Annotated in this window: 17 protein-coding genes; 9 read left to right on the forward strand and 8 right to left on the reverse strand. The window is 53.4% G+C overall.

Annotated elements, in window-relative coordinates:
• Window positions 1–33 precede the first annotated feature (33 nt).
• Window positions 34–1,158 carry a carnitine monooxygenase, oxygenase subunit YeaW gene (gene yeaW, locus OGV75_RS18065; RefSeq protein WP_286480985.1) on the forward strand — a complete coding sequence of 375 codons (1,125 nt, stop codon included), beginning with the start codon at window positions 34–36 and terminating at the stop codon, window positions 1,156–1,158.
• 70 nt (window positions 1,159–1,228) lie between these two features.
• A complete protein-coding gene (locus OGV75_RS18070; RefSeq protein WP_220222226.1) occupies window positions 1,229–2,194 on the forward strand; it encodes a PDR/VanB family oxidoreductase in 966 nt (321 codons plus the stop codon).
• A gap of 49 nt (window positions 2,195–2,243) precedes the next feature.
• Here OGV75_RS18070 and rnd read toward each other — a convergent pair whose 3' ends face one another.
• The 5 genes from rnd to yoaA all read right to left on the reverse strand — a co-directional run bounded on the left by rnd (window position 2,244) and on the right by yoaA (window position 8,677).
• The gene (rnd, locus tag OGV75_RS18075; protein ID WP_016156789.1) at window positions 2,244–3,359 is read right to left on the reverse strand and encodes a ribonuclease D; all 1,116 of its coding nucleotides are present in this window, start codon (window positions 3,357–3,359) and stop codon (window positions 2,244–2,246) included.
• An 84-nt stretch (window positions 3,360–3,443) separates the two neighbouring features.
• On the reverse strand, window positions 3,444–5,129 hold the full coding sequence (fadD, locus tag OGV75_RS18080) for a long-chain-fatty-acid--CoA ligase FadD (protein WP_131379489.1): 1,686 nt from the start codon (window positions 5,127–5,129) through the stop codon (window positions 3,444–3,446).
• A 204-nt stretch (window positions 5,130–5,333) separates the two neighbouring features.
• Window positions 5,334–5,918, reverse strand: coding sequence for a Slp family lipoprotein (locus OGV75_RS18085; RefSeq protein WP_286480986.1), 585 nt, complete (start codon window positions 5,916–5,918; stop codon window positions 5,334–5,336).
• A 94-nt stretch (window positions 5,919–6,012) separates the two neighbouring features.
• Entirely contained in the window at window positions 6,013–6,708 is a 696-nt protein-coding gene (tsaB, locus tag OGV75_RS18090) for a tRNA (adenosine(37)-N6)-threonylcarbamoyltransferase complex dimerization subunit type 1 TsaB (RefSeq protein ID WP_094761103.1), read from the reverse strand.
• A gap of 58 nt (window positions 6,709–6,766) precedes the next feature.
• Window positions 6,767–8,677 carry a DNA repair helicase YoaA gene (gene yoaA / locus OGV75_RS18095; RefSeq protein WP_016153386.1) on the reverse strand — a complete coding sequence of 637 codons (1,911 nt, stop codon included), beginning with the start codon at window positions 8,675–8,677 and terminating at the stop codon, window positions 6,767–6,769.
• Between the two features lie 141 nt (window positions 8,678–8,818).
• On the opposite strand from yoaA, the gene OGV75_RS18100 reads away from it, so the two are divergent.
• Window positions 8,819–9,163: a RidA family protein gene (locus OGV75_RS18100; RefSeq protein ID WP_016153387.1), complete on the forward strand. Its 345-nt coding sequence runs from the start codon at window positions 8,819–8,821 to the stop codon at window positions 9,161–9,163.
• Between the two features lie 6 nt (window positions 9,164–9,169).
• Here the strand turns inward: OGV75_RS18100 and OGV75_RS18105 are convergent, their stop codons facing one another.
• Complete coding sequence (locus tag OGV75_RS18105) at window positions 9,170–9,349, reverse strand: YoaH family protein (protein WP_016153388.1); 180 nt, start codon at window positions 9,347–9,349, stop codon at window positions 9,170–9,172.
• Window positions 9,350–9,432: 83 nt separating this feature from the next.
• Between OGV75_RS18105 and pabB the strand changes: the two genes are divergently transcribed.
• From pabB to pdeD, 4 genes are all read left to right on the forward strand, one after another.
• Complete coding sequence (pabB, locus tag OGV75_RS18110; RefSeq protein ID WP_046275024.1) at window positions 9,433–10,794, forward strand: aminodeoxychorismate synthase component 1; 1,362 nt, start codon at window positions 9,433–9,435, stop codon at window positions 10,792–10,794.
• A 3-nt stretch (window positions 10,795–10,797) separates the two neighbouring features.
• Window positions 10,798–11,376, forward strand: coding sequence for a CoA pyrophosphatase (locus tag OGV75_RS18115; RefSeq protein ID WP_016153390.1), 579 nt, complete (start codon window positions 10,798–10,800; stop codon window positions 11,374–11,376).
• Window positions 11,377–11,559: 183 nt separating this feature from the next.
• Window positions 11,560–12,924 (forward strand): L-serine ammonia-lyase, encoded by a 1,365-nt coding sequence (gene sdaA / locus OGV75_RS18120; protein WP_016153391.1) that lies wholly within the window; start codon window positions 11,560–11,562, stop codon window positions 12,922–12,924.
• 130 nt (window positions 12,925–13,054) lie between these two features.
• Window positions 13,055–14,656, forward strand: a complete 1,602-nt coding sequence (pdeD, locus tag OGV75_RS18125; protein ID WP_016156794.1) for a cyclic di-3',5'-guanosine monophosphate phosphodiesterase PdeD — start codon at window positions 13,055–13,057, stop codon at window positions 14,654–14,656.
• A 6-nt stretch (window positions 14,657–14,662) separates the two neighbouring features.
• On the opposite strand, the gene yoaE is transcribed toward pdeD, so the two are convergent.
• Window positions 14,663–16,222 carry a CNNM family cation transport protein YoaE gene (gene yoaE, locus OGV75_RS18130; protein ID WP_016153393.1) on the reverse strand — a complete coding sequence of 520 codons (1,560 nt, stop codon included), beginning with the start codon at window positions 16,220–16,222 and terminating at the stop codon, window positions 14,663–14,665.
• Window positions 16,210–16,419, reverse strand: coding sequence for a protein YoaL (locus OGV75_RS23675; RefSeq protein ID WP_049040522.1), 210 nt, complete (start codon window positions 16,417–16,419; stop codon window positions 16,210–16,212). The genes yoaE and OGV75_RS23675 overlap by 13 nt, the downstream gene beginning before the upstream one ends.
• Window positions 16,420–16,681: 262 nt before the next feature.
• Between OGV75_RS23675 and manX the strand changes: the two genes are divergently transcribed.
• Together manX and manY are read left to right on the forward strand one after the other, a co-directional pair.
• Complete coding sequence (gene manX / locus OGV75_RS18135; RefSeq protein ID WP_094761101.1) at window positions 16,682–17,644, forward strand: PTS mannose transporter subunit IIAB; 963 nt, start codon at window positions 16,682–16,684, stop codon at window positions 17,642–17,644.
• Between the two features lie 58 nt (window positions 17,645–17,702).
• Entirely contained in the window at window positions 17,703–18,503 is an 801-nt protein-coding gene (gene manY, locus OGV75_RS18140) for a PTS mannose transporter subunit IIC (protein WP_016153395.1), read from the forward strand.
• Window positions 18,504–18,506 lie beyond the last annotated feature (3 nt).

Raw genomic sequence — 18,506 nt, forward strand, 5'->3', positions numbered from 1 at the left:
AAATCCTCTTACTCACAAATTAAAGGTATTCCAATGAGCAATCTGAGCCCTGAGTTTATTCTGCCGCAAAATTTCTGTGCCAACCCGCAGGATGCCTGGACTATCCCGGCCCGGTTTTATACCGACCATCAGGCTTTCGAACACGAACAAGAAAAGGTGTTCGCTAAAAGCTGGATTTGCGTCGCCCACAGTAGCGAACTGGCGAAACCCAATGATTATGTTACCCGAGAAGTGATTGGCGAGAATATCGTGCTGGTACGTGGGCGCGATAACGTGCTGCGGGCCTTCTACAACGTCTGCCCGCATCGCGGTCATCAGCTGTTGAGCGGCGAGGGGAAAGCGAAAAATGTGATTACCTGCCCTTACCACGCATGGGCGTTCAAACTTGACGGCAATCTGGCGCATGCGCGTAACTGCGAAAACGTCGCCAACTTCGACAGCGAAAAAGCGCACCTTACACCGGTACGCCTGGAAGAATATGCCGGATTCGTGTTTATTAACATGGATCCGAACGCGGACAGCGTGGAAGAACAACTCCCTGGTCTTGCGGACAAAGTTATCGAGGCCTGCCCAGACGTGCATGACCTGAAACTTGCTGCGCGCTTTACGACTCGTACCCCAGCCAACTGGAAGAATATCGTTGATAACTATCTGGAGTGCTACCACTGCGGTCCGGCCCATCCAGGTTTTTCCGACTCGGTCCAGGTTGACCGTTACTGGCATACCATGCACGGCAACTGGACGCTGCAATACGGTTTCGCCAAACCTTCAGAGCAGTCATTTAAGTTCGAAGAAGGGGTTGATGCCGCCTTCCACGGTTTCTGGCTGTGGCCGTGCACCATGCTCAACGTGACGCCAATCAAAGGCATGATGACCGTTATCTACGAATTCCCGGTAGATGCGGAAACCACGCTGCAAAACTATGACATCTACTTCACCAACGAAGAGCTGACCGAAGAGCAGAAACAACTGATCGAATGGTATCGCAACGTCTTTCGTCCTGAAGATTTACGTCTGGTTGAAAGCGTACAAAAAGGGCTGAAATCGCGCGGGTATCGCGGCCAGGGACGCATTATGGCGGACACCAGCGGCAGCGGCATCTCCGAGCATGGCATTGCCCATTTTCATAATCTGGTCGCCCAGGTTTTTCAGGAATAACCCGGGGCTGTTACGACAGGTTCCGGCGCGTCGCTGAGGCGCGTCGGACAGATTTTTTAGGGAGGCCGCAATGTCCGATTATCAAATGCAAGAAGTCCGGGTCAGCCGGATTGAGCCGATTACCGCGCAGGTAAAATGCTTCACCTTAACGGCGACCTCAGGCCAGCCGTTGCCTGCGTTTCAGGGTGGCAGCCATATTATCGTGCAGATGCGCGATGGCGAGAACCTGTACAGCAATGCGTACTCGCTGATGAGTTCACCACGCGATACGCGCGCCTATAAAATCGCCGTACGCCTGGAGGAAGCGTCCAAAGGCGGCTCACGATACCTGCATCAAAACGTGAAGCCCGGCGACACGCTCACGATCTCCACACCAAACAATCTCTTCGCCCTCGCCCCTCAGGCACAAAAACATCTGTTGATTGCCGGAGGTATCGGCATCACACCGTTTTTATCGCAACTCCCGGAGCTGGAACAATCTCAGACGCAATGGCAACTGCACTATTGCTCTCCCAGCCAGGAGACCTGCGCGTTTCATGACGAACTCATGCAACACCCCAGCGCCGATCGCATTCATCTGCACCTGTCGAACGCAGGCACCCGCCTCGATTTAGCCCGTCTGCTGGCAGATGTTGAACCCGGCACGCATATCTACACCTGTGGCCCTGCGGTGCTCAACGATGCTGTCAGAGAAGCGGCTTCCCGCCTTGGGCTGGACAGCAATACGCTACATTTCGAACAATTTGCCGTGGAAGAGAAAGGCGGCGACGCCTTCACCCTGGTGCTGGCGCGTTCCGGGCGCGAGTTTGTGGTCCCGGAAGAGATGACCATTTTGCAGGTTATCGAAAATAACAAAGCCGCCCGGGTTGAGTGCCTGTGCCGGGAAGGTGTTTGCGGCACCTGCGAAACGACGATTCTCGAAGGGGAAGCGGATCACCGCGATCAGTATTTCAGCGACGACGAAAAAGCCAGCCAGCAAAGCATGCTCATCTGCTGCTCGCGCGCCAAAGGTAAGCGCCTGGTGCTCGATCTGTAGCGTTGCGCAGGCCGGGTCAGCAAACGCGCGACCCGGCGAGCCTGGTGACTTACTGCGGGTATTCCTGCAGCAGCGCGTTGAGGCGATCGGACATCAATTCGCCACGCCAGCCGGAAACCAGCTCTGGCAGGGATTGCTGCGGCTTTAATTTCCAGTGCCAGTTGAGCAACTGGTTGATCTGGCGACGCGAAGCAAGCAGTTCGACGCTGAGATTATGTTCCGCACTCACCTCGGCAACCAGCGCTTTGATGGCTTTGAACGCCTTGCGATACCCTGGCATATCCATCAAATTCAGCAGCGGCTGCGGCAGCGACTCTTCCGGCAAAGCCTGGGCCTTTTCCACCAGGGCGATCAGCGTTTTACCGTGGAAACGAATTTCGCTCCCGGAAAGACCCAGGCTATCCAGTTCACCCAGGCTGCCCGGCATATAACGCGCCACCGCCCACAGGTGCTCTTCACGCACCACGAAGTTTACCGCCAGATCGCGCTCGCGTGCTTTACGCAGTCGCCAGTCGGCAAGCAGTTGCAGGCAGGCTAGCTGACGGGTGCGCAGTTGCCATGCGTTGGTGATGTCACGCCAGGCGTCTTCTGGCGCCAGAATCTCCTGGCGACGCTGCTGCATTAAGCGGCATTCGTCCAGCGCGGCTGGCAGCCAGCCGCTGGCTTCGGTTTCAGCCATCAGTTTTGTGGTGATCGGTAACAGATACCAGACGTCAGCCGCCGCGTATTCGCACTGACGCTCGGTCAGCGGTCTGGCCAGCCAGTCGGTACGCGATTCGCTTTTGTCGAGCGCCACACCCGTAAACTCTTCCACCATCGAGGCGAAGCCCCACGACAGCGGACGACCGCAAAACGCGGCCAGGATTTGTGTGTCAATTAACGGCTGCGGAAGTTCGCCAAAAGCGTTGAGAAACACTTCCAGGTCTTCACTTCCCGCATGCAGGAATTTGGTGATGGCGGTATCACGCAGAATATCGCGCAGGGGCGACCAGTCGGTGATCCCTAGTGGATCAATCAGAGCAACGTGTTTGCCATCAAACAGTTGGATCAGCCCCAACTGCGGATAATAGGTACGTGTGCGAACAAATTCGGTATCCAGGGCTATCGCCGGAAATTCACGGACGGCTTCGCACAGCGTGGCTAACGCGTCGTCCGTGGTGATCATTTGATAATTCAAATCGTGCTCTCTTAGGTTTGCGCCAAAAAAAACGCCGGATTACCCGGCGTTTTCTGCTGGCTGACTTAACGCTCAGCCTTTATTGTCCACTTTGGCGCGCGCTTCGTCACGTAATTCTCGTCGCAAAATTTTACCGACGTTAGATTTCGGCAACTCGTCGCGAAACTCCACCAGCTTCGGTACTTTATAGCCCGTCAGGTGACGACGGCAGAAAGTGATAAGCGCCTCATCAGTTAACGAGGCATCTTTCTTCACCACGAAAATTTTCACCGCTTCACCGCTGCTGCCCGACGGAACACCGACCGCAGCCACTTCCTGTACGCCAGGATGTTGCATAACCACGTCTTCAATTTCGTTTGGATAGACGTTAAAGCCGGACACAAGGATCATATCTTTCTTACGATCGACAATACGCAGGAAGCCTTCATCATCCATCACCGCAATATCGCCGGTGTGTAGCCAGCCGTCTTTAACGATTTCGTCGGTGGCGTCTGGTCGCTGCCAGTAGCCCAGCATCACTTGCGGACCTTTCACGCACAGTTCGCCCGGTTCTCCCGGCGGCACTTCGTTATCGTCGTCATCCACCAGTTTGACCTCGGTGGAAGGAACCGGTAACCCGATACTGCCGCTGTGGTAGTCGATATCATGAGGGTTGACGCTCACCAGAGGGGCACACTCCGTCAGGCCATAGCCTTCCAGCAGATACTGACCCGTCAGCTTCACCCATCGTTCAGCTACCGCCTGTTGAACCGGCATCCCGCCGCCTGCCGAAAGGTGCAGTGACGAGAAGTCCAGTTGTTGGAACTCTTTGTTATTCAGCAGCGCGTTAAACAGCGTGTTGACGCCGGTCATAGCGGTGAACGGATACTTCGCCAGCTCTTTTACCAGTCCCGGAATATCACGCGGGTTGGTAATCAGCAGGTTTTGACCGCCCAGCTCAATAAACAGCAGGCAGTTCATCGTCAGCGCAAAAATGTGATACAGCGGTAGGGCCGTCACCACCAGTTCTTTACCCGGATGCAGCAACGGGCCATAAGTGGCATTAACCTGCTCAAGGTTAGCCAGCATGTTACGGTGCGTAAGCATCGCGCCCTTCGCCACACCGGTAGTCCCCCCGGTATATTGCAGGAACGCCAGATCTTCCGACACTACTTCGGGTTTCACATACTGCATGCGATAACCGTTTTGCAGCGCACTACGAAATGAGATGGCATCCGGCAGGTGATATTTCGGCACCAGACGCTTGATATACTTGACGACGAAGTTAACCAACGTCCCTTTGGCGGTCGACAGCTGATCGCCCATACGCGTCAGAATCACGTGTTGCACCGACGTTTTGTCGACGACTTTTTCCAGCGTGTGGGCAAAGTTAGACACGATGACAATCGCCGACGCGCCGCTGTCGTTGAGCTGATGTTCCAGCTCGCGAGGCGTGTACAGCGGGTTCACGTTCACGACGATCATGCCAGCACGTAAAATCCCAAACAGTGCGACCGGATATTGCAGCAGGTTCGGCATCATCAATGCGACGCGATCGCCCTTCTTCAGCCCGAGTCCCTGTTGCAAATAGGCCGCAAATGCCCGGCTACGCTCTTCAAGCTTGCGGAAGGTCATCACCTCCCCCATGTTTACAAACGCGGGCTGATCGGCATACCGTCTTACTGAGTGTTCAAAGAGTTCCACCAGGGATTGATAACGGTCAGGATTGATCTCCGCAGGAACACCAGCGGGATAACGGTTAAGCCAAACCTTTTTCAATACATCACCTCTAAAATGCGTATTCGTCGTCATCACAACCCCAGGCAATAAACAAACTGTTAACATAATATTAACTCAGCGTACCAGTTTGTTTATTACACAACGACAAGGTTGCGAAGCACGTCACTATTTATTTTTCTTATATCCACGTTAATGCAGAAACAGCGGACGAGCCGCTGTTTCTTTTACTTATAAAACAAAGAGTTACTCAGTTACTATGGTCTGAACCTGTGCCGGGCCGGGATTGTACCATCCCCATCCACCGTAGCCACCGTAAGGCCAGCCACGCGCACCGTAGAACCAGGGGTCGATCGGCTGAGGCGGCATAACAATTTGCTGAGTAATATGCCAGCGTTTATAGCCAGTTACCTGCATCAGCATGAATTTATACGGCGTATTACCGATTTTTCCATCCACAGTACCGCTAATCGGACCGACGACGGTAACCAGTTGACCGCGGAAGTCCACCGGGTCGAGGAAGCCATTTACATCAGCATAAATTCGCCCGCGGGAGTCTTCGCCCAGCACCGGTCGCGCCCCGCTATCAAGAGGAACAGTGGCAATTTCCAGACGGGATTTCCCCTGCTGGTTCTGAATATCCACCACTTTACCGCCGAAACGCGCTTCCTGTCCGACATACAGCTGTGGCGCATTCATCACCCGCACCAGATCCTGCTGCGGCGTAGGGCTCGAACCTTTAATCGCGTCCGGGATGGTGACACAACCGCTAAGCATTAACGCGAATGCGCCCGCCAACAGACCTTTCAATAACTGCTTTTGCACCGCCATATTGCGACTCCCTTTTCTTAGCTTCTGCCCCGACCAATTCACCATGCTGCGCACTGACGGCTATGCGAATTAACCAGGGATGTACTACTAAGATTCATTCTTTACCGGGAAGTTTCTTCCATGCCACGGTGTTACGTAAATAAACCGGTTCCGCATGTTCAACCGCCACGGTCTTACCGGCAGCCAGCATTTGCGTGGCAACAGGCAGCATATCTTCAGCCGCCGGAAGCAAAACGTCGCCATCGCTCAGCGTCAGACCGCTGTCTTTACCGAGCTCAGGCCAGGCAGGCCAGCCCGTTCCGACCGTTACCCACTCGCCAGACAGTTGCAGTAAACGCGCATGCACCTGCTCGGGGGTTAGCACCGCTTCGGTTTCTTCACCGTGCCAGTTGCCGTGCTCATCACGCAGGTATTCGGCCCAATAGACTTCGCCCATTCGCGCGTCGATCGCGGCCAGTACGCGGGTCGCGCCCGACTTACGCCAGGCTCCCTGCGCCATTGTTGCCAGGGTGGAAACGCCGATCATCGGTAAATTCGCGCCTAACGCCAGCCCCTGAGCAATGCCAATCCCAATACGTACACCGGTGAAACTGCCAGGACCGCGACCAAACGCCAGAGCGTCGATATCGGTTAACGTGAGATCGCCAGCAGCCAGGATTTCCTCGACCATTGGTAAAATTCGTTGGGTGTGTTCTCGTGGGCAAAGCTCGAAATGAGCCTTGGTAGTACCGTCATTCCACAGGGCAACAGAGCACGCCTCTGTGGCGGTATCGATAGCCAGAATTCGCATGGGTGTTTGTGATCAGGTCAATAAATTTGGCGCGCATCTTACCACACTCCGTAACAAATTACTCAGTCGTTGGTATGGCAAGAAAACGAACAGCGCGAGCAATATCACGTGTCCGCGGCGCAGGCGGAAGGCTTGCCAGGAAAGTGGCACCGTAAGGTCGCATCACCAGACGGTTGTCGCAAATCACCAGCACCCCGCGGTCGTCGGCGTCACGAATCAGACGCCCCACGCCCTGTTTCAGGGTGATTACCGCATCCGGCAACTGAACGTCTTCAAACGGATCGCCGCCGCGCAAACGGCAGTCCTCCATCCGCGCTTTTAACAGCGGATCGTCCGGCGAGGTGAACGGCAGTTTATCAATAATCACCAGCGACAACGTATCGCCACGCACGTCCACCCCTTCCCAGAAGCTGCTGGTGGCAACCAGTAACGCATTACCTGCGCTGACAAACTGCTGTAACAGTTGCCCTTTACTGGTTTCGCCCTGCAGCAGCACGGGAAGGGTCATGGTGGCGCGGAATTGTTCCGCCAGATCGCGCATCATCGCGTGCGAGGTACACAGCATAAAGCAGCGACCGTTGTTCGCTTCGATAATGGGACGCAGCATGGATGCCAACTGACGCGCCGCTCCCGGTTGGTTGGTTTGCGGGAGATTACGCGGCACGCACAGCAGCGCCTGGCGGGTGTAATCAAATGGACTTGGCAGCAGCATCGACTCGGCATCTTCAATACCCAGCCGCGCGGTGAAATGATGAAGGTCATCGTTTACCGACAGCGTCGCGGAGGTAAAAATCCAGCAGCCCGGCTTCTGTTCCATCACTTCTTTGAATTTATCCGCCACCGTGAGCGGCGTCAGCGCAAGGGTGAAATGGCGCGAGGTGCATTCATACCAGTAGCTGAAACCTGGCTGGTTGATCTCTTTCAGGCGCTTCAGACGAGCACGGTAAAGCGTGGCACGTTCAAACGCGGCATCCAGCAAGGCGGAACGTCCGAGAGACAGTTTCGCCACGTCGTAACACAGCTCCAGCGTGTCATCGAGCAACAAAAACGCGCGCTGTACGCGCGGGTCGGCCAGCAGTTCCCGCAAGTTTCCTCGATAGCCCGGCTCGCCCAGTTGCAGGCGGAAGTCCTGCGCGCTTTGCGCCAGTCGGTCAGCGCATTTTTGAAGCTGCTGAGTGTCTTTCAGCTCGGTGCGATAGGCAATGGTGATGTCTTTCGCCAGATCCAGCAGTTGGCGACTGGAGAGCGATTGACCAAAATACTGGCTGGCGATATCCGGTAACTGATGCGCTTCATCGAAGATCATCACTTCAGCTTCCGGGATCAGCTCGCCAAACCCACTCTCTTTTACCACCATATCAGCGAGAAACAGATGGTGGTTTACCACGACGACATCTGCATCCATCGCCTTCTTGCGCGCTTTAACGACAAAGCACTCTTTGTACAGCGGGCAGTCGCTCCCAAGGCAATTATCATTTGTGCTCGTCACCAGCGGCCAGGCCTGAGAGTCTTCCGCCACGCTGACGCAGGTGCTGATGTCACCATCAAGGGTTTGATTTGACCATGAGCGTAGCAGAATGACGTCACTTAAAGTTTGTACCGGCAGATCACCGCCCGCCAGCGCCTGTTGTTCGAGACGCTCAAGACACAGATAGTTTGAACGCCCTTTCAGCAGCGCCAGTTTACCCGTGAATTCCAGAGCCTTTGCTACTGTGGGTAAATCGCGGCTGTATAGCTGATCCTGCAACGCCTTCGAGCCCGTGGAGACAATTACTTTCTTTCCGGCACGCAGCGCAGGGGCAAGATAAGCGTAGGTTTTACCTGTTCCTGTTCCGGCTTCGACAACAAGCGGCTGTGATTTTTCGATAGCATGGCTGACGGCGAAGGCCATCTGCCGCTGTGGTTCACGCGGTTTAAAACCGGGTATCGCTTTAGCCAACTGACCGTCTGCTGCAAAATCGTCCGTCACACTGCCCCCTGTTCATTTGAACAGGGATTATGTCAGGCCAGCGGCTCTTTCGCCAGTTGAAGAGGTGACGTGGACACAACATTATGGCAGTCTTGGCGCAACCCGAAGCCATTATGAAAAAACGTAAATGAGGAATGATTTATGACGATTGTGCGCATTGATGCCGAAGCGCGTTGGTCCGACGTGGTTATCCACAACAACACGTTGTATTACACCGGCGTACCGGAAAATCTGGATGCCGACGCCTTTGAGCAAACGGCAAATACGCTGGCGCAAATTGATGCGGTGCTGGAAAAACAGGGCAGCAGCAAGTCACGTATTCTTGATGCCACCCTGTTCCTGGCGGACAAAAATGATTTTGCCGCCATGAACAAAGCCTGGGACGCATGGGTTGTTGCTGGTCACGCGCCGGTACGTTGTACCGTTCAGGCCGGGTTAATGAACCCGAAATACAAAGTTGAAATTAAGATTATCGCTGCGGTATAAGCGGCGTTATTCGTCTTCATCTTCAAAACGCGCCACGATCCGCTCGCCGGTATGGCTGGCGCGTAATTCAGCAGCCACTTTCGTAATCGCCTCGCCACTGCTCATCCCCTGGGATATCAGTTCATGAATGCGTTCAACCGCCTGTTGCTGCTGATCGTGCGTGAGTGAAGGTAAACCTGCAATCATGGTGAACTCCTGCTAAATTATTAGCGCTAATTATTTCATGCTACCCGGCACATAGCCAGTGAAGTAGCAACGAGTCAGGACTGATGAAGACGTTATCTCCCGCTGTAATCACACTCCCCTGGCGTCTGGACGCCGCTGAGCACTATTTTGCCACATTAAGCCACCAGCCCTGGGCAATGCTTTTGCATTCAGGCCATGCCGACCATCCGCATAATCGCTTTGATATTCTGGTCGCCGACCCCATTACCACGCTGGTCACACATGCAGAAGAGACCGTTGTGCATGACCATCACGGCACTATGCAAACGGTTGATGATCCGATGACAGTTTTACGTTCGGCGCTGACATCGCTGACTATTCAGCCCGATTATAATCCCGATTTTCCCTTCCAGGGAGGCGCATTGGGTCTGTTCGGTTATGACTTAGGCCGTCGTTTTGAATCTCTGCCAACGGAAGCCGAACAGGATATCACGCTACCGGACATGGCGGTTGGCATTTACGATTGGGCGCTGATTGTCGATCATCAGTTGCAAAGGGTGTCGCTACTTAGCCACTCCGATGTACAGGCACGACGCCGTTGGCTGGAAAGTCAACAGATTCCCGTGCGCGAACCGTTTTCGTTAACATCCTCGTGGCAGTCCAACATGACCCGCGCGCAGTATGGTGAAAAGTTCCGTCAGGTGCAGCGTTATCTGCACAGCGGCGATTGCTATCAGGTCAATCTTGCCCAGCGTTTTCAGGCGCATTATCAAGGAGATGAGTGGTTGGCGTTTGTACGTCTCAACCATGCGAACCGCGCCCCGTTCAGTGCGTTTATACGTCTTGAGGAGGGGGCGATTCTCAGCCTTTCACCTGAGCGTTTTATTCTGCTGGAAAACCAGCACATCCAGACGCGTCCGATTAAAGGCACGCTGCCCAGACTTGAAGATGCCGATGCCGATCGTCTGCAGGCTCAATCACTGGCGAACTCCCCAAAGGATCAGGCGGAAAACCTGATGATCGTCGATTTAATGCGTAATGATATCGGCCGCGTTGCCGAACCCGGTTCGGTACAGGTTCCGGAACTGTTCGTTGTCGAACCGTTCCCTGCCGTTCATCATTTGGTCAGCACCATTACCGCGCGTCTGCCAGAGTCATTGCACGCCACTGACCTGCTGCGCGCCGCCTTCCCCGGCGGCTCTATTACCGGTGCGCCAAAAGTGCGGGCAATGGAAATTATTGACGAACTGGAACCGCAAAGACGCAACGCCTGGTGCGGTAGCATTGGCTATCTGAGCTTTTGCGGCAATATGGATACCAGCATCACCATTCGCACGCTGACAGCCACCAACGGACGCATTTATTGTTCCGCTGGCGGTGGCATTGTGGCGGACAGCCAGGAAGATGCGGAGTATCAGGAAACGTTTGATAAAGTGAATCGTATTTTGCACCAACTGGAGAACTGACACGTGGAATACAGCAGCCTGACGCTTGATGATTTTTTATCGCGCTTTCAACTCCTGCGCCCGCAGGTTAATCATACTGCGTTAAACCAGCGTCAGGCCGCCGTACTGATCCCCGTCGTGCGTCGTGCACAGCCGGGGTTACTGTTAACTCAGCGTTCCGTTCATCTGCGCAAGCATGCCGGACAGGTCGCCTTTCCCGGCGGCGCGGTGGATAGCAGCGATGCCTCGTTAATTGCCGCCGCCCTTCGCGAAGCGCAGGAAGAAGTGGCGATCCCACCATCCTGCGTGGAGGTGATTGGCGTTCTGCCGCCGGTCGACAGTGTGACCGGTTTCCAGGTCACGCCGGTGGTAGGCATTATCCCGCCAAATTTGCCGTATCGCGCAAGTGTTGATGAAGTTTCCGCCGTGTTCGAAATGCCGCTGGCACAAGCCCTGCATTTAGGTCGTTATCATCCGCTGGATATCTACCGTCGCGGCGATTCACATCGTGTATGGCTTTCCTGGTATGAGCAATATTTCGTCTGGGGAATGACCGCCGGAATAATTCGTGAGCTGGCGCTGCAAATTGGCGTCAAGCCCTGACTATACTTATCTTTACGCACACCATAGACAACTTGAAACTCAGGTCACAACATTAGTAAAACCGCGGTTATCTATTAGTTTAATTCATGTGAATAGTTAAGCCGATCGCCGCGTTCCCTCTTACACTATGCGCAGTTATAACATCGTTACTGGAAACCCCAGTCGCCCTGTAGGAGTATTATCGTGATTAGTCTATTCGACATGTTTAAGGTGGGGATTGGTCCCTCATCTTCCCATACCGTAGGGCCTATGAAGGCGGGTAAACAGTTCGTCGATGACCTGGTCGAAAAAGGATTACTGGACAGCGTTACTCGTGTCGCCGTCGACGTGTATGGTTCACTGTCGCTCACGGGTAAAGGTCACCATACCGATATCGCCATTATTATGGGTCTGGCGGGCAATGAGCCTGCTACCGTGGATATTGACAGCATCCCCGGATTTATCCGCGACGTAGAAACGCGTGGACGCCTGCTGCTTGCGCAGGGCCAGCACGAAGTGGATTTCCCGCAGAATGACGGAATGCGTTTTCACAACGGCAACCTGCCGCTGCATGAAAACGGAATGCAGATCCACGCGTACAGTGGCGAAACCGTCATTTACAGCAAAACCTACTACTCCATCGGCGGTGGATTCATCGTTGATGAAGAACATTTTGGTCAGGATGCCGCGGGCGAGGTCAGTGTGCCTTATCCGTTCAAATCCGCCACCGAAATGCTGGAATACTGCAACAGCACCGGCCTGTCTCTCTCTGGCATGGCGATGCAGAACGAACTTGCTCTGCACAGTAAAAAAGAGATTGAAGAGTACTTTGGTAACGTCTGGCAAACCATGCAGGCTTGTATCGATCGTGGTATGAACACCGAAGGCGTGCTGCCGGGTCCGCTGCGCGTTCCTCGTCGTGCTTCAGCCCTGCGTCGTATGCTGGTTTCCAGCGATAAACTGTCCAACGATCCGATGAACGTGATCGACTGGGTGAACATGTTCGCGCTGGCCGTTAACGAAGAAAATGCCGCGGGTGGTCGCGTAGTCACTGCGCCAACCAACGGTGCCTGCGGTATCGTGCCTGCGGTACTGGCCTATTACGATCATTTCATCGAGTCCGTCAGCCCGGATATCTATACTCGTTATTTCCTGGCGGCCGGCGCGATTGGCGCGTTGTATAAAATGAACGCGTCTATCTCTGGTGCAGAAGTGGGTTGTCAGGGTGAAGTGGGCGTAGCCTGTTCCATGGCTGCCGCGGGTCTGGCTGAACTGTTAGGCGCAAGCCCTGAGCAGGTGTGTGTTGCTGCTGAAATCGGCATGGAACATAACCTCGGCTTAACCTGCGATCCGGTGGCGGGACAGGTACAGGTTCCGTGCATCGAACGTAATGCCATTGCGTCAGTGAAGGCGATCAACGCTGCGCGTATGGCAATGCGCCGTACCAGCGCTCCGCGCGTCTCGCTGGATAAAGTCATTGAGACCATGTACGAAACAGGTAAAGACATGAACGCCAAATACCGTGAAACGTCACGCGGTGGTCTGGCAATCAAAGTTCAATGTGACTAATACTTATTTTTCGCCCATCTGCGACGGATGGGCGAATTTGCCCCCTCTCCCTCGTCTGGCGTAATTTTCCCCACTACACTTGCTCTGTTGCTGTTGGCTACTGTGACCAACGGCTTATCGGGCGGCCCGCATGCAAACAGCGCAAAGGATCATCAAGAACTATCGCCGGAATCGCTTAATCGTCTGCACATTATGTGCACTACTGACGCTCATTCTCACATTAACTGTCCGATTTATTTCGGAGCGTAATTTAAATCATCGCAATACCGTTACCTTTGCCAACCACGCCGTTGAAGAGTTGGATGACGTGCTTTTGCCCCTACAGACCGGACGCGATGTACTGCTACCGCTGATTGGGCTTCCCTGCTCAGTCGCGCGTTTACCTCTGAGTAAGCATGCAGCCAGACTGCAAACGGTACGTTCTATCAGCCTGATTCAGAGCGGGATCCTTTATTGTTCCAGCATTTTTGGCTATCGCAATGTGCCTATTCGCCAACTGGAGCCTGAATTACCCAGTCGGGAGCCGCAATTGCTGCTGTCTACCGACCATTCGTTGATTAAGGGCAGTCCGATTCTGACGCAATGGTATCCAGCATCTGCCGATGGCTCAGATGGCGTGCTGGAAATCGTTAACATTGATTTATTATCGTCCATGTTGCTTGAACCCCAGCCACCGCAAATTACCCATGCCAGCTTAACCGTCGGTAATCGCCATTTGCTATATGGACAGGGTGTTGTCGATACGCTACCTGAACTGGATAATGAAAAACGCTACCAGCTCTCATCGCAACATTTCCCCTTTACTATCAGCGTCACCGGTCCGGGTGCCAGCGAACTGGCTATAAAACATCTACCAACACAACTGCCGCTGGCGGTGATCCTAAGTTTTTTAGTGGGCTACCTGGCATGGCTGGCGACCGCCAGCAGAATGAGCTTCTCCTGGGAGATAAATCTGGCCCTTGCTGCACGGGAATTCGAGCTGTTTTGCCAGCCGCTACTTAATGCGCAAACCCAGCAATGTATGGGAGTGGAAATCCTTTTACGCTGGAATAACCCGCGCCAGGGTTGGATCTCTCCCGAAGTGTTTATTCCCATCGCAGAGGAGCACAACCTGATTGTGCCGCTTACCCGTCATGTCATCGCAGAAACCATTCAGCAACGGCACGTATTCCCGATGAGCAGCCAGTTTCATATTGGGATTAATGTTGCCGCCAGCCATTTTCGTAACGGTACGCTGCTAAAAGATCTCAACCAGTACTGGTTCAGCCAGCACCCTATTCAGCAGTTGGTTATCGAACTCACCGAGCGCGATGCGTTGCTGGATGTGGATTATCGGGTCGTGCGCGAGTTAAATCGGCTTGGCGTAAAGCTGGCAATTGACGATTTCGGCACCGGCAACAGCTCGCTCTCCTGGCTGGAAAAGCTTCGCCCGGATGTGCTGAAGATTGATAAATCATTTACCTCGGCAATCGGGACAGACGCCGTGAACTCAACCGTCACAGACATCATTATCGCTTTGGGGAAAAAACTGAATATCGAACTGGTGGCGGAAGGCGTTGAAACACAGGCGCAGGCACAGCATTTGCGCCGACACGGCGTACATTTATTGCAAGGCTTTTTGTATGCAAAGCCGATGCCGCTGCGCGATTTTCCCAAATGGCTGGCGGGCAGCACGCCGCCGCCCGCCCGGCATAACGGGCGACACAGTATGCACGTTATGCCGTTTCGCTAACCCCGCTTACTCGTCTTCGTCGTGAGCGGGTTGTTCTTTAACAATGCGAACTAAATCCACACGATAGTCATTGGCTTCGACAATCGTAATGCTCAACGGTGCAACATCGATAACATCACCTACGCGTGGAATATGGCCGTTAGCGGCAATGACTAAACCTGCCACCGTGGCGATGTCTTCATCTTCATTCACTAACGTATCCACGTCCAGCGCCTGTTGCAACGCATGCAGATCGGTACCACCTTTCACCAACCAACCGCCTGCATCAGCAATAATTTCAGGCGTTTCATCAGCATCCGGGAATTCACCGGCAATAGCTTCTAATACGTCCAACGGCGTGACCAGACCCTGGACTACACCAAACTCGTTAGTGACGATAACAAAGCTGCCGCGAGCGCGTCGCAGAACACCTAACAGATTGATAGGATCCAGCGTTTCCGGGACAATAATAGCCGGAGACGCAGAGGCAATGGCCGCCACATCCACACCGTCTTCCAGCGCGACCAGCAGCTCTTTAGCACGCACAATACCGATGATTTCATCCAGTTCGCCACGACACACCGGGAACAGGCTGTGTGGTGACGAGAGCAATTGCTCGCGAATTTCCTCCACGCTCAGGTCTGCATCAACCCAGCTAATTTCGCCACGAGGCGTCATAATGCCGCGTAATGAACGCGATGCCAGAGAAAGGACGCCGTTGATCATATAGCGTTCTTCTTCCACAAATGCGCCTTCCGGGACGGGAACCGGCACCGGGTTGTCGGATTCCATCTGCGCGCTGGCCTGACTTTTACCCCCCATCAGACGCAGGATTGCATCGGCAGTGCGCGCACGCAGCGGCAGCGTCGACTGGTGGCGAATAAAGTTCCGACGGGCAATCTGGTTAAACAACTCAATGATGATTGAGAAGCCAATCGCCGCATACAGATAGCCTTTCGGAATATGGAAGCCAAACCCTTCGGCAACCAGGCTCAGACCGATCATTAACAGGAAGCTCAGACACAGCACCACCACCGTCGGATGTTGGTTCACAAATCGTGTCAGCGGCTTAGAAGCCAGCAGCATCACGGCCATAGCAATCACGACCGCCGCCATCATCACCGGCAGATGGTTGACCATACCGACCGCCGTAATAACGGCATCCAGCGAGAACACCGCGTCGAGAATGACAATCTGCGTCACAACAACCCAAAAACTCGCATACCCTTTTGCCTGGCCGGTATCATGTTCACGGTTTTCCAGCCGCTCATGCAGCTCTGTCGTGGCCTTGAACAAGAGGAAAATCCCCCCCAGCAGCATGATCAGATCGCGCCCCGAGAACGAGTAGTCCATTACCGTAAATAGCGGCTTAGTTAGCGTCACCATCCACGAAATCACGGACAACAAGCCCAGGCGCATAACCAGTGCCAGTGACAAACCGATTAAACGCGCTTTATCTCGCTGTTTTGGCGGCAGCTTATCAGCCAGGATCGCAATGAAGACCAGGTTATCAATACCCAGAACAATTTCGAGAACGACAAGCGTGAGCAAACCCACCCAAATCTGCGGGTCCATTAATAATTCCATGACAAGCTCCTGCTTAAGGAATGACCAAACTGCGCGCTGAGGATCTCAGGCGTTGAAGCGATATGCAGAGAAAATTTGTGGCAAAAAGTGCCAATCTGACAGGCTTGATACGGCCTGATAGTGAAATGACGTCGGTGACGATCCATATGGTGAGCTACTGCCCTATACTCCTGAGTAATTAAACCGATGCTAAACATAACAGAGACAACCGTTTTTTAGCAAAGATTTACCTTCCTTTGCAATAAGTTGTTTCGGAGATATTTTACCCTTCGAAATTTCTTTTTATCGGAAGTTAAATTACGGATCTTCATCACATAAAATATTTTTTTCGATATCTAAAATAATTCACGAAAATCATAGGTTTTTCTTTGTAACCCTTATCTGAATCGATTCGATTGCGGACGACGATTCAAATACATCTTCACGTTGATGTGTTAACGATAATAAAGGAGGTAGCAAGTGACCATTGCTATTGTAATAGGCACACATGGTTGGGCTGCAGAGCAGTTACTTAAGACAGCAGAAATGCTGTTAGGCGAGCAGGAAAACGTCGGCTGGATCGATTTCGTTCCAGGCGAAAATGCCGAAACGCTGATTGAAAAGTACAACGCTCAGTTGGCAAAACTCGATACCAGTAAAGGCGTGCTGTTTCTCGTTGACACATGGGGAGGCAGCCCGTTTAACGCTGCGAGCCGCATTGTCGTCGATAAAGAGCATTACGAAGTCATCGCCGGTGTGAACATTCCCATGCTGGTTGAAACCTTCATGGCGCGTGATGACAACCCCAGCTTCGATGAATTAGTAGCACTGGCCGTTGAAACCGGTAGCGAAGGCGTGAAAGCGCTGAAAGCAAAACCGGTGGAGAAAGCCGCTCCAACCCCAGTCGCGGCGCCAAAAGCAGCAGTTCCCACCAAACCGATGGGTCCGAACGATTATATGCAGATCGGCCTGGCGCGTATTGATGACCGCTTAATCCATGGTCAGGTAGCAACTCGCTGGACCAAAGAAACCAACGTAACACGCATTATCGTCGTCAGTGATGAAGTTGCCGCCGATACCGTGCGTAAAACGCTGCTGACCCAGGTTGCACCTCCGGGTGTGACGGCGCATGTGGTTGATGTCGCGAAAATGATCCGCGTCTACAACAACCCGAAATATGCAGGTGAGCGTGTGATGCTGTTGTTTACCAACCCGACCGACGTAGAACGTATCGTTGAAGGTGGTGTGAAAATTACCTCTGTAAACATTGGCGGTATGGCTTTCCGTCAGGGTAAAACGCAGGTAAACAACGCAATTTCTGTCGATGAAAAAGACATCGAAGCCTTCAAGAAACTCAACGAACGCGGTATTGAGCTCGAGGCTCGTAAGGTTTCTACCGATCAGAAACTGAAAATGATGGATTTGATTGCCAAGGTGAAATAACGCCCTGGCATTTACTTAGTTTTCACACTTAAGTCTGTATAGCAATAGGAGAAGTACAATGGAGATTACCACTCTTCAGATTGTGCTGGTGTTCATCGTCGCATGTATCGCGGGTATGGAGTCGGTACTCGATGAATTTCAGTTCCACCGTCCGTTGGTGGCCTGTACGCTGATTGGTGCCGTTCTCGGTGATATGAAAACCGGTATCATCATCGGTGGTACCCTGGAAATGATCGCCCTGGGCTGGATGAACATCGGTGCTGCGGTTGCACCTGATGCCGCATTGGCCTCAATTATCTCTACCGTTCTGGTTATCGCGGGTCACCAAAGCATTGGTGCAGGTATCGCGCTGGCTATCCCACTGGCAGCAGCAGGCCAGGTACTGACCATCATCGTTCGTACTATCACCGTAGCATTCCAGCACGCAGCGGATAAGGCGGCAGAAAACGGTAACCTGACGGCGATCTCCTGGCTGCACGTATCCTCCCTGTTCCTGCAGGCTATGCGTATCGCTATCCCGGCGGTAATCGTGGCGATTTCTGTTGGTACCAGTGAAGTTCAGAGCATGCTTAATGCCATTCCGGAAGTTGTGACCGGTGGTCTGAACATCGCAGGGGGTATGATCGTAGTGGTTGGTTATGCGATGGTCATCAACATGATGCGCGCAGGCTACCTGATGCCATTCTTCTACCTCGGCTTCGTCACCGCGGCATTTACTAACTTCAACCTGGTTGCTCTGGGTGTGATTGGCGCAGTAATGGCTATCCTCTACATTCAGCTGAGCCCGAAATATAACCGCGTAGCCGGCGCACCTGCTGCTGCGGCTGGCAATAACGATCTCGATAACGAACTGGACTAGCAG

It is taken from the genome of Citrobacter sp. Cb028 (assembly GCF_030336705.1).
Taxonomy (GTDB): domain Bacteria; phylum Pseudomonadota; class Gammaproteobacteria; order Enterobacterales; family Enterobacteriaceae; genus Citrobacter; species Citrobacter braakii.